Below are 16180 nucleotides of genomic sequence, written 5' to 3'. Positions count from 1 at the left end.
TCATCATTTAACCACTAAAATAGAGTTATTCATACATTTCAATTAGAAAGAAAGCAGGAATTACTATGTCATCACACACTGTTACCGTTCTGACTCAAGACAAATTTGCTTTACCTATTCAAATACATTCACCGAAACAAACACCGAAAGGGGTTATTATTTATTATCATGGCGGCGGTTTGATTGCAGGCACACCGCATGATTTGCCTTCGGAAGTGATTGCATTATTCACTGAACACTTTTACCTTGCAGAAGCCCCTTATCGTCTTGCGCCTGAAGTAAAAATCGATACGATTATGTCAGATGCTTTATGTGTATTTGATGCAGTTTTTGCAAAATATCCTGATCTGCCATGCTTTACTTTCGGACGTTCTTCCGGCGGCTTTCTTGCATTGCAAGCTGCACATCAACGCAATGTCCAAGGTGTGCTTGATTTCTATGGTTTCGCACAAGTTGCACTTCCTGAATTGATACAACCGCATGCAGCATTTCGTCAAATGACTGCGCATTTAAACGAAGCGATGATTCAATTTATGATTCAGCCTGAGCCTATCATTGAAGGCCATGCACAATTCAGATATCCGCTTTATCTCTATACACGCGGCCAAGGACAATGGTTCGACTATACCGGTATTACTGATGAAACGCGTCATACTTTGAATTTAGATAACGCCTCTTTAAAACAATTGCCGCCTGTATTTATTGCACATGCGAAAAGAGATATCGATGTGCCTTATCACGAAAGCTTGCGTCTTATGCAGCATGCTGCACATGCAGAATTAGTTGCGGTTGACAGCGACGCACATGACTTTGACCGTACTTTTAGTACTGAAGCAGAAGCTGTCTATTTAAAAGCTGTAAAGTTCTTGCATCAATGGGCTGATGCTTATTCGCTGAACTGACTCAAATCATGATGTTCGCATTGCAGCAAATAACGTTTATTATCCAATCCGCCGCCGTACCCTGTAAGTTTACGATTATGGCCTACAACACGGTGGCACGGAATAATAATAGAGATAGGATTGCTTCCTACTGCACCTCCGACTGCTTGTGCCGACATTTTTGTTTTACCTCGAAGCTTAGCAATCTTTTGTGCAATTGATCCGTACGTGACTGTTTCACCGTAAGGTATTTTCGTTAATTCTTCCCATACTTGCTCTCTGAATTCTGTACCTGAAGCATGATATTTAAAATCAATTTCAGGATTTTCTCCTTTAAAATATGCATCAAACCAAAGGCTTGTTTTCTGTAAAACAGGCACCTCATTAATCTGCACCTTCTCATAATGCGGATTGTCTTTATTGATTTGTCCTGGATAATAAACCCCTGTGAGCACATCATCTTCGCTCATCAATGTTAATAAACCGATGGTTGAAGGATAATCACTTATTTTAATCATGACATCACCTTTTCTTCATTTTATATATTTAAACGTTTCAAAATCGGCTTTTGCTTTCATTAAAATGCAATACTTTAATACATAGCGTTAATCCTATTATGTAAGAAAAAGAAGCACACCTCAAATGAGATGTGCCCCTTAAAATCTATACTGATTTTCAGTTCTTATTTTTCTTTGTCTTCTTTGCGGCGTTTGCCGAATAAGAAGATTGAACCTAGTAGTGCGAACAAGCTGCCGAATAATGTTGCATTTTTAGCATTGTCATTTTGACCTGTATCTGGCAGTGCTTCTTCAGCTGATTGATCTTCAGCTGGTTCAGAACCTGTATTATCTCCGACAATTGCTCTGACTACTTTAGAAGTGTTGCCGGCTTTGTCAGTTTCTACTGCTGTAATAACTTCGCCGCTTTCAAGCGCTTTTCCTTCTACAGCAGGTACAGACCAACCGCCTTCTTGGTTCACTGTCGCTGTTTCTTTATGACCATCTGGGAATGTGACTTCTACAGTGTTGCCTGGTGTTGCTGTGCCTGTCACAGATGGACTTTCTTCTGGAACTTGGTTGATAACTGGAGGTTTAGGAGTGACTACAGTTGTGCCGCCTTGATTATCATCGTTCGCTGGCGGTGTCGCATTGTTTGCTTTGCCTGTAACAGTTACTGATGATTCATCTGACGTATTGTCAGCTTCGTCAGTTGCTGTTGCAGTGATAACATCGCCTTTATTAACTGTTGTACCTTCTGGTACATCAACTGTCCAGTTGCCTTCATTGTCTACAGTGCCTGTTGCTGTGTTGCCGTCAGGGAATGTCACTGTAACATTGTCGCCTGGTGTGCCTGTACCTGTAACAGTTGTTGCACCTTCATCAACAGGATCGATAACTGGCGCATCTGGCACTACAGTATCTGTCACTGTTACTGATGATTCAGTTGATGTGTTGCCTGATTCGTCAGTCGCAGTTGCTGTGATAACATCATCTGCATTTAATGGTGTATCTGCTGGTACATCGACTGTCCAGTTGCCGTCATTATCTACAGTGCCTGTTGCTGTATTGCCGTTAGGGAACGTCACTGTAATTGTGTCGCCAGGATTACCTGTACCCGTTACGTTTGTTGCACCTGATTCTACCGGATTGATCGGCGGTGCATCCGGTGCGATTGTATCTGTTACAACTTGGTTGCTTGGTGTAGATGTGTTGCCGGCTTTATCTGTTTGTGTTGCTGTGACATTATCACCTGGGTTCAATACTGTGCCTTCAGGTACATTTGTTGTCCAGTTGCCGTCTTGGTCAACTGTTGATGTGCTTGTTGAGCCATCTGGATAAGTGACTGTCACTGTGCTGTTTGGTTCACCTGTACCTGTAATTGTTGTTGCACCTGATTCAATTGGATTGATTGGCGGTGCATCTGGTGCGATTGTATCTGTTACAACGCCTGTTGATGGTGTTGATACATTGCCTGATTCATCAGTTGCAGTTGCTGTAACTCTATCGCCGTCTACTAATGTTGTGCCTTCTGGTACATCTGTTGTCCAGTTTCCGTCTTGGTCAACTGTTGATGTGCTTGTTGAACCATTTGGATAAGTCACTGTGATTGTATCGCCAGGATTGCCGATACCTGTCACTGTTGTTGCACCTGATTCAATTGGATTGATTGGCAGTGCATCTGGTGCTGCTGTATCTTTTACAACTTCTGTACTTGGTGTTGATACGTTGCCTGATTCATCTGTTTGTGTAGCAGTTACGCTATCGCCTGGGTTAAGCACAGTGCCTTCTGGTACATCTGCTGTCCAGTTGCCGTCTTGGTCGACTGTTGATGTGCTTGTTGCACCATCTGGATAAGTGACTGTGATTGTACCGTTAGGTTCACCTGTACCTGTCACTGTTGTTGAACCTGACTCAATTGGGTTGATCGGCGGTGCATCTGGTGCTGTAGTATCCGCAACAGTTGTTTCGCTTAAATCAGATTCATTTGGCTGACCGCTGTAATTGCTTCCGACAGTTTGGAATGCACTTACAACATCATCAGTATTCAATGGTGTATTAGATTCTACTGTCCAAGCACCGTTTGAATCTGCTTGTGTTGTTTGTGTTGTACCGTCTGGCAGATAGACAGTTACAGTGCCTGATGGATAACCATTACCAGTTACTGTTGTTGCACCTGTTTCAATAGGATTGATTTCAGGAGCAGCTGGACGTGTAGTTACCGGAACATTCACTTGATCTGTTGAACCATCTGGATACGTTACTGTTGCCGGAACATCTACTGTGCCTGGTACTGTACCGTCTGGTAATGTTGACGGATCGTTGACTGTAACTTGAGGCAATGGTTGTTCCGCTGGATAGTTAGGGATTGTCACATTGCTTGTTACGTCGTTTTCAGTTGTTGCGACACCCGCATTTTGTTCAATAGGGTTCGTTGTAGGTGTATAATCTTCTGTCATTGCTGTGCCAGTTGTTACCGGAACATTGACATTATCAGTTGAACCGTCTGGATATGTTACTGTTACCGGAACATCTACTGTGCCTGGTACTGTGCCGTCCGGCAATGTTGTAGGATCATCCACTGTGATTGTCGGCGGTGTTTGATCTGCTGGATAGCCCGGTACTGTTACATTACCTGTAACATCATCTTCTGTTGTCGGTGTACCATTTGGTTTGTTCACTGGTGTTGCTGTCGGATCATACGTATCTGCTTGAGGATTGCCTGTTGTTACAGATACTGTTGTTTGATCGATTGAACCATCTGGATACGTTACTGTTACTGGAACGTCAACTGTACCTGGTACTGTACCGTCTGGCAATGTTGTAGGATCATCCACTGTGATTGTCGGCGGTGTTTGATCTGCTGGATAGTCCGGTACTGTTACATTACCTGTAACATCATCTTCTGTTGTCGGTGTACCGTATGGTGTGTTAACCGGATTAGATGTCGGATCGTATTGTGATGCATCTGTATCGCCTGTAATTACTGGAACATTGACTTTATCTGTTGAACCATCTGGGTAAGTCACTGTTACTGGCACATCGACTGTACCTGGTGTATTACCATCCGGCAATGTTGTAGGGTCATCTACTGTGATTGTCGGCGGTGTTTGATCTGCTGGATAGTTCGGTACTGTTACATTGCCTGTAACATCATTTTCTGTTGTCGGTGTACCGTTAGGTTTATTGACAGGTGTACCGATTGGATCATATTGATCGCTTTGCGGTGTTGCTGTTGTAACCGGTACATTTACTTTATCTGACGTACCATCTGGGTAAGTCACTGTTACCGGAACGTCCACTGTAGTGTGACTGTCGTCTGTTACTTCTACCGGAATTGGCGTAATTGCCGCATCTTCAGGTACTGTTTGATCCGCAACTTCTCCAACTACTGGTGCAGTCGTATCTGTAACTGTAATCGTAAATACTTCTTGTGATGTGTTGCCTGCTGCATCTGTTACCACTACTGTCACTGGATATTGACCAGGAGTTGTCGGCGTACCTTCGATTAGTCCTGTTTCAGGATTGTATACGACACCTGCTGGTAAGCCTGTTACTTCTACATTTGTAGCACTGTCGTCTGTTACTACTACTGGGATTGGTGTAATTGCTACATCTTCAGGTACTGTTTGGTCTGCAATATCTTCAATTGATGCTGAAGTTGTATCCGTTACAGTAATTGAGAATGGTACTTCTGTCACATTTCCAGCAGCATCCGTAACTGTTACTGTTACTGGATATACGCCTGGTGTTGTTGGTGTACCTTCAATTTGGTTTGTTGCTTGGTTGTAAGTTAAACCTGCTGGTAAACCTGCCACTTCAACATTTGTTGTACTATCGTCTGTTACATTAACAGGAATTGGCGTAATTGCTACATCTTCAGGTACTGTTTGATCCGCAATATCTCCAACTACTGGCGCTGTTGTATCAGTAACTGTAATTGTGAACGGTACTTCTGTTACATTGCCCGCTTCATCTTTTACTGTAACTGTTACTGGATAGTTGCCTGGTGTTGTTGGTGTGCCTTCGATTTGACCTGTTTCAGGATTGTATACGACACCCTCTGGTAAACCTGTTACATCTACTGTTGTTGCACTATCATCTGTAACCACTACTGGAATTGGCGTGATTGCCGCATCTTCAGCTACTGTTTGGTTATCAATCGGTGCTACAACTGGTGCTGTTTCATCTGTAACTGTGATTGTGAATGGTACGTCTGTTACGTTACCTGCTTCATCTGTTACTTTAACGTTTACATTATATGCACCTGGTGTTGTTGGTGTGCCTTCAATTTGACCTGTTGCTTGGTTGTAAACTAATCCTTCAGGTAAGCCTGTTACTTCTACTGTTGTTGCACTATCGTCTGTTACATTAACAGGAATTGGCGTAATTGCTGTATCTTCAGGTAATGTTTGATCAGCAAGTTCTCCTACAGCTGGTGCAGTAGTATCTGTAACTGTAATTGTGAATGGCACTTCTGTTACGTTGCCTGCTTCATCTTTTACTGTAACTGTTACTGGATAGTTGCCAGGTGTTGTTGGTGTTCCTTCAATTGCGCCTGTCTCTGGGTTATAAACTACACCTTCTGGTAAGCCTGCTACGTCCACTGTAGTATTGCTGTCATCAGTAACTACTATCGGAATTGGCGTGATTGCCGCATCTTCAGCTACTGTTTGGTTATCAATCGGTGCTACAACTGGTGCTGTTTCATCTGTAACTGTAATTACAAATGGTACATCTGTTACGTTGCCTGCTTCGTCTGTTACTTTAACGTTTACATTATATGCACCTGGTGTTGATGGTGTACCTTCAATTGCGCCTGTTGTCGGGTTGTAAATAACACCCTCTGGTAAGCCTGTTACGTCTACTGTTGTGTTGCTTGCATCTGTTACTGTAACTGGAATTGGAGTAATCAATTGATCCTCAGGTACTGTTACATCTGTAATCGGCGCTACTTCCGGTGCAGTTGTATCTGTAACTGTAAATGTAAATGGTACATCTGTTACTAATCCACTTTCATCCGTTACTTTAACATTAACATTGTATACACCTGGAGTTGTCGGTGTACCTTCAATTGCGCCTGTTGTCGGGTTATAAACAACACCTTCTGGTAAACCTGTTACGTCTACTGTTGTGTTGCTTGCATCTGTTACTGTAACTGGAATCGGAGTAATCAATTGATCCTCAGGTGCCGTTACATTATCGATTTGGCCCACTACAGGTTCTGTTGTGTCAACTACAGTGCCAGTTCCAACTGTTGATACATTTGGTTGTCCATTATAATCTACGCCTACTGTTTGCGTAGCACTTACAACTTGGCCTGCTTCTAATGGTGTAGTTGGATTAATTGTCCAAGTGCCGTCTGGATTTACAGTTGTTTGTTGAACTGTACCATCTGGTAAAGTCACATCTACTGTTCCGCCTGGATAACCTGTACCTGTTACTGGGTAAGGTGTGCCAGTAATCGGATCGATACCTGCTTCTGTAGGTAAAACAACTGGTGCTTGAGGTACTACTGTAACTGGTACATTGACTGTATCTACTGAACCGTCAGGGTATGTTACATCTACTGGTACTAAAATAGTTGTTCCTGGTTCTTCAGTATCAGCAATTGCTACACTTAAAGATCCGTCTGGATTAACAGTGACACCTGCTGGTGCATTTGTTCCAGCCGCATATGTTGTACCGTCTGGAGGTGTTACTGGTGTACCTGCTTGATCAGTGAATGTTGGTGAAGCTAAATCTACAGTTGTTCCTGGTGCACCTTCGCCGCCTTGATAAACTGGTTCATTAAAATCAGCTTGTTTGAATGGCTCAGCTAAAATGTAATCAAGTGCCAATGCATTTGTAGTTGAAGTTGTGCTTACACCTTGTGAGAATACGCCAGAAGTGTAAATAGATGTGCTAGCTAAATCAGTTGGTACTATTAAAGGTACTGAACTTAATGTTCCATCTGCTGCAGCTGTTAATGTAACAGGTATTCCAATAGCTACACCATCTTTAAACCATTGAACTTGATAATCTTCGCCAGGGAATAAACCTTCAGTTTGTGATACTAAAACATCACCAGGTTTAGCTACTTCAGCCGTCGAACCGTCAACTGAAATATCATGCATAGGGTTTGTTGTGATAAATGAGAAGTTTTGTTCATAACCACTATATGAAGCTAACATTTTTGCATCATGCAAGTCTGCACTTACATTTGCTGATGTAAACATATTGTTATAATAGTTGTTTCCAAATGTCGCTACACCATCTACTAGTGGTGTAATATACATATAATCAGAGTTGATGTGGCGGTGTTTTTGACCGATTGTACCGTTCCACGCCATTAAGTTGTTATGTGAAACGTCAGCATCTGTTACTAATGTACCGTACTCTGCATCTGAAATTGTATGCGAAATAGGTAGCCCGCTATTTTGTTGGTAAGCGCTGATACCATACAATCCTCTAAACGGAATATAGTAATCTCCGCTTTCTTCTACTGTTCCTACTACACTTTCAGCAATATGTGAGCCTACACCATTGATTGCTTGATAATCTGTCACAATCTGTTGTTGTGCCGCTCTGAATTGTTCCATTGTGTAACCAGGGTTATTGGCTTTCCAAGTATCGAATTCTCTAGCGATGTCGTCATTAACATATGATGCTACTACTTGAACACCAGTCGCATTGACATCCCATGAATCTTGTTTTAACCAACGTGCGTCTGAACCATAGCCTTCTGCTAAGTCATACCATACAGCGCCTGAAACTTTACCGTATTCGCCTGTATTAGTCCAAACACCATCAGCAGTGCCTGAAGTTTCCCAATCTGCTTGTGGTTTGACCAACCAATCGTTTTGTAATGGGTCTTCTTGTAAGATAACTTGGCTGTTTACGATTCTGTTAATGCCAGCTGTGAAGTCCCATGATTCGTTTACACGTTCTAAACGTTTATGGAATCCTCTGACACTATCGCCATCTTTGACAACATTTAAAGTAGGGTCTGGACTTACTGCCCAAGTTCTAATAGCGATATCAGCATCTGCTGCAAGGTTGAAAGTATGTTCCTTACCTAAAGCATCAGTTTGCGGCTGTGATAAATCAATAACATATCTGCCGTCCGCACCTGAAGTTGTGTAATAAACTGGTGAAACATAACCTGTGCTGTCAGTCCATTGTAAGTATAGTTTTACGCCTTCAATTGGTTCTTGAGAAGCCACATTGTTATATTTGCTTCCTTGTTCCATTACTACTGCATTACCTTGATAACCGTATGTTTGATCCCAAACACCAGGTGAATAAACCGCACTCGCTTCTAACTCTTCTTTAAGAGATAAAGGTGCTGTTGGTTCTGCTAATGCTGCAAATGTTGCAGTTTGCGATTCAACACTTTCTGCACTAAACGCTGTCATTCTAGTAGATGCTAAAGGTGTTGCAGTAGCTTCAATAGTGCTTGCATCTTTACTGTCAGATGATTGTTGTAATGCTGTTGCTAAGTCAGTTGTAGTTGTACCGTCCGCATTTACAACTACTGGTGCATCTTGTGTACCTGTAGTTGATGAATCAGCTGCAGTAATTTGTTGTGGTGCTTCTGTTGCACTAGTATCATTAGAAGTAACTGAGCTTGTTTCTGCTTGTTGTGTTGGAGTTGATTCAGTACCAGCTGATTGAGCAGTCGGTTCAGTTGGTGTACTTGTTACTGGTTCAACTGTACTGTTGGCAGCAGGTTCTTCAGTTGAAGTAGTCGGTGCAGTCGAAGTTTGCGATTCAGTTTTAGGAGTAGTGCTATTGGCAGTAGTACTATCTTCTTGAACTGGCTCTTTTACTGTTGTTGGCGTATCTGTTGATGATGGTGTTGTTTCAGTTGATGATGGTGCTGAATCTGTTTGAGGCGTTTCATTCGTAGTTGTGCTGTTTTGATCAGTTGAACTTGGCTCAGTTGTAGTTGTTTTATCTGTTGATGTCGGTGTGTTGGATGTATCCGCTGCAATGTCTGAAGTTGGAGTGCTTGATGTTTCATTTGCATTAGTTGGTGTTTCAGATGTTGGCGTACTAGATGTATCCGGAGCAGTTGCCGTTGTATCAGTAGCTGGTGCTTCTACTGCAGATGTCCCAGTTTCTGCAGGTGCAGGATCAGCTGTTTGTCCATTGGCATCACTTGGAGTTTGAGTAGTTGTGCTTGTTTCAGCAGCTCTTGCCTCATTTCCAATACCAAATAAAATGGTTGCTCCCACAATAATAGAAGCCGTGCCGACTGTAAAACGGCGGATTGAATATTTGTTTTGACGTCTTGCATCAAAACTGTTTTTACGTGAATTATTTCCCATAAAAGTAATAACCCCTTTCTAGATATGAAAATTGTACTTGTTAACGTTATAAATGAAGCCCACTACTTTGTTAAAATTGTCAAAAAATTAGTGCAAGTAAATAGTAGCACATTTCCAATCAATTTAGTTAAGTCTTTTATCCATTTTTCGTAAATTTTTGTGTCGCCACGCTTTTTATTATCAAATAATTTTCAATATGCAATTTTGTAATCTATAACATAATTTTCTTATATACTTCACCTAGATAAAGCACGCCAGATTACGCAATGCAATTGAGTTCAATCAATTTTATTTTTATACAATCTTCATTAAAAATAAGGTTTTATTATGGCAAAAACTATCATTTTCTCCTATCTTCAGTTACATAATACACTTAATAAAACGTTTACAATTATCACAAATTAGACACATTTACAAAGATAACTATCCACATTAATATGAATAGTTATCATTTTTAAGGTAAATACTCTTATTTATACGCTTTTCACCCCATTTAATTTTATATCCTCCACACTATTAAAAATAAAAAAAGTACCGAATTACTAGAGCGATACTCTGATATGCTCCCCCTATAGTAGACACTAAAAAAACAAAACTATAGGGGGAGCATTCTTATGTCTAAATATCTCGAAAGTGACATTAAATTATTTCTCTTAACATTTAGTTTAATAGATGAAGGTTATAGTTGTAATGAAGCTATAGAAAAGAGTGGTATAGAATTAAAACGTAAACAGGTGATGTTTAAATATCACCAATATAAAGTACATGGCGTTGAGGTACTATTACCAAAGAAAAGCAATAATACTTATAGTAAAGCATTTAAAGAAACAATTGTTCAGGAATACTTAACTGAAGGTGTTTCTGCTGTTGATTTAGCAATAAAATATAATATTCCAGCATATTCTACTGTTAGGGATTGGATAAAACGATATACTTTAGGAAAAGAGAATGTTTCATATTCTCCATTACTAGGGGTGTATTCAATGAAAGCGAGAAAAACAACGTTCGAAGAACGTGTAGAAATAGTAGAAGCATGTATTGAGTCAGAAAAAGATTATAAGAAAACAGCTTTAAAATATAATGTTAATTATGGCCAAGTATATAGTTGGGTTAAAAAATATGAACAATTTGGAAGTGCCGGTCTTGTAGACGGAAGAGATAAAGGTAAGCCAACTCAGACAATGACTGATGAAGAACAAGCATTAGCTAAAACAAAAGCTCTTGAAGAAAGAATCAAATACTTAGAAATGGAAAACAAGATTTTAAAAAAGTTGAAGGAGAAAGAAAGAGAGCTGATCAATCGCCGTTTAGACAAATAGTTGAGTACCTTGTAATAGAAGACTTAAAAAATGAATATCCAATAACTCTGTTATGTAAGGTGGTTGGAATTTCTAGAGCCAGTTATTATAAGTGGAGAAAGAGAAGAGAATTTAAAACACAGCGTGAAATTGAAGATGAAATATTAATGAAAGAAATCTTGTGGATTTTCAATAAATACAACGGTATATATGGTTATCGTCGTATTCGTATATATATCTGTTTAAGACTGGATAAAAAAGTAAGTCGTAAACGAGTATATCGTTTAATGAAAAAATTAGGTCTAAAATCTTGCATACGTGCTGCAAGAAAAAGATATAGACCCTCAACACCTACTATTACTGCCGAGAATTTATTAGATAGAGAATTTAGTGAAACGGAAGCTAACAAAAAATGGGTAACAGATGTGACAGAACTTATTTTAGAAAATGGAAGGAAATTTTATTTAAGCGCTATCAGAGATCTCGGAACAGGTAAAATTGTAAGCTATGATATAAGTTATTCAAATAACAATCAGCTGGTTTTTAATACTTTCAATAAAGCGTTAAAGAAAGTGAAAAATATAAGCGGCTTAATACTACATAGCGACAGAGGTTTTCAATATACAAGCAAACATTTTAAATTCTTGCTCGATGAGCAAGGTGTTATTCAAAGCATGTCACGAGTCGGACGATGCATAGATAATAGTCCAATGGAATCATTTTGGTGAATAATGAAATCAGAAATTTATCGCGGTAATAGACATTATAAATTCAAGGATATAAAAACTGCACGCTCGCAGTTTAAAGAATACATTGATTTTTACAACAATGAGAGAATTACTTTGGAAATGGAAAGATTAATTGCTTAACTTCTAACTAATGTCTACCCTAAATAATCTGGTAAAAAAAGTAGTGTGCGTAGCGCACCACTTTTTTTACCAGATCAAGCAAACGATAGTGCGCTAGGAGAATAAAAAAACTGTACAAACGAGATTTATCAACTCATTTGTACAGTAACTTAAAATTTGTTTATCAGATTCCCAATAAATTATTTTTTGTTTTTTCCTGTCTACTTGACAGGGAGCAGTTCACTCTAGTAAAACGATACTTATTTGTGTTGCATTATTTTATTGATTGATTGTGATCTTATTGATTCTTTTTACGACGTTTGAATAATAAGATGCTTCCAAGTGCCGCAAAAGCTGAACCGATTAACGTAGCATTCAATCCATCCTGACCAGTTTCAGGTAATTCTTTTTTAGCTTCTTTGCCTTTAGATGGTGTTTCAGCTTTGCTTTCTTTGATTGGGCTCACTGCTGCCTTTTCAGGTTGACTTGGTGCTGCTGGTGTTGTTGGTTCTTCCGGTGTTGTCGGCTCCTCTGGAGTTGTTGGCTCCTCTGGTGTTACAGGTTTAACGAATCCACTATCAATCGTCTTGTCATCAGAGTTGTTCACTGTAACTGTTGTTGTGCCGTTTGAATCTAATTCAGTGTTTCCAACATTTGGTGTTGTTGGTTCATAACCTTCTGGTGTTTCGAATGTGATTGTATAATCACCGTTTGGAAGGTTTGTGAACTCATAGTTACCATTTCCATCTGTAACTGTCGTTACTGTTGTACCATCCGGCTTAGTTAATGTTACTGTTACACCTTCTATCCCAACCTCATTTGAGTTTTGGATGCCGTCTTTATTTGAGTCTTCCCATACGTAGTCGCCTAAGTTGTATGTTGCTGGAACTGGTGTCGGCTCAACCGTCGGTTTAACGAATCCGCTATCGATTGTCTTATCATCCGCGTTATTCACTGTAACTGTTGTTGTTGTACCGTTTGAATCTAATTCAGTATTACCAACATTTGGTGTAGTTGGTTCATATCCATCTGGTGTTTCGAACGTAATTGTGTAATCACCATTCGGAAGGTTTGTGAACTCGTAATTACCGTTATTATCAGTTGTTGTTACTACTGTTGATCCGTCCGGCTTAGTTAACGTTACTGTTACGCCTGGAATACCCGGCTCATTTGAGTTTTGGATACCGTCTTTGTTTGTATCTTCCCATACTTTATCTCCAACTGTGTAAGTTGCCGGTTCTTGTGGTGTTTCTACGACTGGTTTAACGAATCCGCTATCGATTGTTTTATCGTCTCCGTTATTTACTGTAACTGTTGTTGTTGTACCGTTTGAATCTAATTCAGTGTTTCCAACATTTGGTGTTGTTGGCTCGTATCCTTCTGGTGTTTCAAATGTGATTGTATAATCACCGTTTGGAAGGTTTGTGAACTCATAGTTACCATTTCCATCTGTAACTGTTGTTACTGTTGTACCATCTGGTTTCGTTAACGTAACTGTTACACCTTCGATGCCCGGCTCATTGGAGTTTTGGATACCATCTTTGTTTGTATCTTCCCAAACTTTATCTCCGACTGTGTAAGTTGCCGGTTCTTGTGGTGTTTCTACTACTGGTTTGAAGAAGCCACTGTCAATTGTTGTATTATCTGCGTTATTGATTGTCGCTGTTGTTGTTAAACCGTTTGAGTCTAATGCTGCGTCGCCTACATTCACTGGTGATGCTTCATAACCTGCTGGTGGCGTGAACGTTACTGTGTATTCTCCATTCTCTAAACCTGAGAAGTTATACTTACCAGTCGCATCTGTAACTGTTGTTACTGTTGTACCATCTGGTTTCGTCAACGTTACTGTTACACCTTCGATCCCAACCTCGTTTGAGTTTTGGATGCCGTCTTTATTTGAATCTTCCCATACATAGTCGCCTAAATTGTATGTTGCTGGAACTGGTGTCGGCTCAACCGTCGGTTTGAAGAATCCTGAGTCAATCGTTGTGTTGTCTGCGTTATTGATTGTCGCTGTTATTGTTAAACCATTTGAGTCTAATGCAACATCGCCTACATTTACTGGAGATGCTTCATAGCCTGCTGGCGGTGTGAACGTTACTGTATATTCTCCATTTCCTAAGCCAGAGAAGTTGTATTTACCTTGGGCATCTGTAACTATCGTTACTGTTGTACCATCTGGTTTCGTTAACGTTACTGTTACACCTTCGATGCCAACCTCGTTTGAGTTTTGGATGCCGTCTTTATTTGAGTCTTCCCATACATAGTCGCCTAAGTTGTATGTTGCTGGAACTGGAACATAGAAACCTGAGTCTACTGTTAAATCGTCTGCCCCATTAATAGTTACTGGTACAACTAAACCATCTGAATCTTTAGCATTATCTGTACCTGCATCTTGAGTAGTTGATACAAATCCCTCTGGTGCAGTAAATTCAACCACATAGTTACCGTTCGCTAAGTCTGTAAATAAATAGTTTCCATACATATCAGTTACAGCAGTTTGTAAAACAGTACCATTCGTATCTTTTAGTGTTACCGTTACACCTTCAATTGGTGTTTCTCCAACATCTTGAATACCATCGTGATTTGTATCATTCCATACATAGTCGCCTAAACGATAACTTTCAACTGTTCCATCACCTGTGCCGCCGCTAGTTTCTTGAACAACAACACTATCATAATAGTATGATGATGATTGACCAGCATAATCAGTAGCGTAGAAAGTATCTCTAGTAGTAATTTCATTACTGTAAGTCGGGTCGAATGGTGTTTCCATTACAACTACATAAGGTGAATCAATTTGACCAAAGTTGATTTCTAAGAGGCCATTATTATTTGTATAGATACTTCCACTATTATAATAATTTTGTGCTAAATCTTGATAGACTGTCGGGTCAAATGCATAGCTGTCTGTTAAAGCATTTGGATCATTAACTTTGTAAATGTGTAATTGAGTATCATTATAATTGATAACTGCACTACTATTAGCATCTTTTGGCGCAATTGTAAGAAAAGCTCTGCTGAGGTTAACATCATCCGGATTAACATATATAACTTGCTTGAATGTGTTAGTAGTATTTGTTGCATCTACTTCAGTAATCATAGTTCCAATAGATGCTGGATACGAGATATAATTATGTGTGTCATATGCATAAGTAATTTGCGTATTAAATGTTTCTCCCGCTAAATTATAATTTAATGCATACGTTACGCTGTATGGTGCATTTTCTCTGTCAGCAAATTGTGCTAAATCAAAGCTTCCAGAAATGTGATCTTTTCCATTTACAAAATCAGTGAAAGTGTAAGTTAAAGTTTTAGTTTGAGTATCGTATACACCGTCATCTACAACTAAACCAGCTGGTGAATATAATTCTGTCTGCATTTGATTGTTAGTTCCTGCATGATTGAAATCTCCATCCATATTTGCATAATAAGGTAACTGGATTGTAAAGTAATCTCCAGCTTTCACATCCCCATTTACTGTATAGTCAGCAGTTAAGCGGAAGTTGCCTGATTGGTTAGGATCAATCGTTGTTTCAGAGATTTGCGCATTAGATACTGTCACCAAACTGTTTACATTTGTACCAGTTGCAGCTGCCAAAGTAGTAGTTGCTGGTGCCGCAAAAGTACTGAAAGTACGTAATGTAGGAGTAGTTTCAGCAGTAGTTTGGATCGTATTTGCATCTTTATTGTCAGATGATTGTTGCAGCAATTTTTAAGTTGCTATTTCAGGAGAATCAGTTGATGTAACACCTGCTTGTTCAGCTAATGTTGATGATGCTGATGTATCTGTATTTGTCGTACCTGTTGTATTCGAACTTGCTGCTGTAATTTGTTCTGTCGGCTCAGATGCAGTTATTACTGAGCTTGTTGGTTCAGCAGTTGGCTCTTTAGGAGCTGATGATGCTGATTCAGTTGATGATGATGTTGGCTCTGAAGTTGAACCTGAAGTAGTTTCCGTTGTTGAAGACGGTGCTGGTGCTTCAGTCGGTGTTGGTTCAGATGCCTTTTCTGTTGTTGAAGATGTACCAGATGATGGTGCTGGTTCAGAAACTTTTTCCGCAGCTGATGTATCTCCTGTTGGTGCTGGCTCAGATGCTTTTTCTGTTGTTGAAGATGTATCAGGTGTTGGTGCCGGCTCAGATGCCGTATCTTTCGAAGAAGTATCTGCTGTCGGTGCTTCTGTTGAAGATGTTACATTGCTGTCCTTTGTAGTCGCATCTTGTGCGGGTTGTACTGTATCAGCACTTGCTGGTGCCTCAACTGAAGCCGCAGGTTCAGTAGCTGTTTGTGTTTGTTCTGCAGTTGGTGATGGTGATTCAGTATTTGTACCTACTGACTGGT

4 protein-coding genes and 1 pseudogene are annotated in these 16180 nt (G+C 39.9%); 2 read left to right on the top strand and 3 right to left on the bottom strand.

The genetic code is table 11. From position 1 onward, the window contains the following. Window positions 1-65: 65 nt before the first annotated feature. Complete coding sequence (locus tag MUA90_RS02530) at window positions 66-902, top strand: alpha/beta hydrolase (protein ID WP_262588138.1); 837 nt, start codon at window positions 66-68, stop codon at window positions 900-902. Here MUA90_RS02530 and MUA90_RS02525 read toward each other — a convergent pair. Further along, window positions 887-1399, bottom strand: a complete 513-nt coding sequence (locus MUA90_RS02525) for a methylated-DNA--[protein]-cysteine S-methyltransferase (RefSeq protein WP_262588136.1) — start codon at window positions 1397-1399, stop codon at window positions 887-889. The genes MUA90_RS02530 and MUA90_RS02525 overlap by 16 nt on opposite strands. Before the next feature lie 164 nt (window positions 1400-1563). After that, the gene (locus MUA90_RS02520; RefSeq protein ID WP_262588134.1) at window positions 1564-9690 is read right to left on the bottom strand and encodes an Ig-like domain-containing protein; all 8127 of its coding nucleotides are present in this window, start codon (window positions 9688-9690) and stop codon (window positions 1564-1566) included. A gap of 614 nt (window positions 9691-10304) precedes the next feature. On the opposite strand from MUA90_RS02520, the pseudogene MUA90_RS14040 reads away from it, so the two are divergent. Further along, window positions 10305-11857: pseudogene (locus MUA90_RS14040) on the top strand (IS3 family transposase). 277 nt (window positions 11858-12134) lie between these two features. Here the strand turns inward: MUA90_RS14040 and MUA90_RS02505 are convergent. Next, complete coding sequence (locus MUA90_RS02505; RefSeq protein WP_262588131.1) at window positions 12135-15548, bottom strand: SdrD B-like domain-containing protein; 3414 nt, start codon at window positions 15546-15548, stop codon at window positions 12135-12137. Window positions 15549-16180: the final 632 nt, after the last annotated feature.

Origin of the sequence: Staphylococcus sp. IVB6181 (genome assembly GCF_025561445.1) — a bacterium.
Taxonomy (GTDB): Bacteria; Bacillota; Bacilli; order Staphylococcales; family Staphylococcaceae; genus Staphylococcus; species Staphylococcus simulans_B.
Note: the sequence above shows the minus strand (reverse complement) of the source record. Positions and strands in the feature narration are given on the sequence as shown.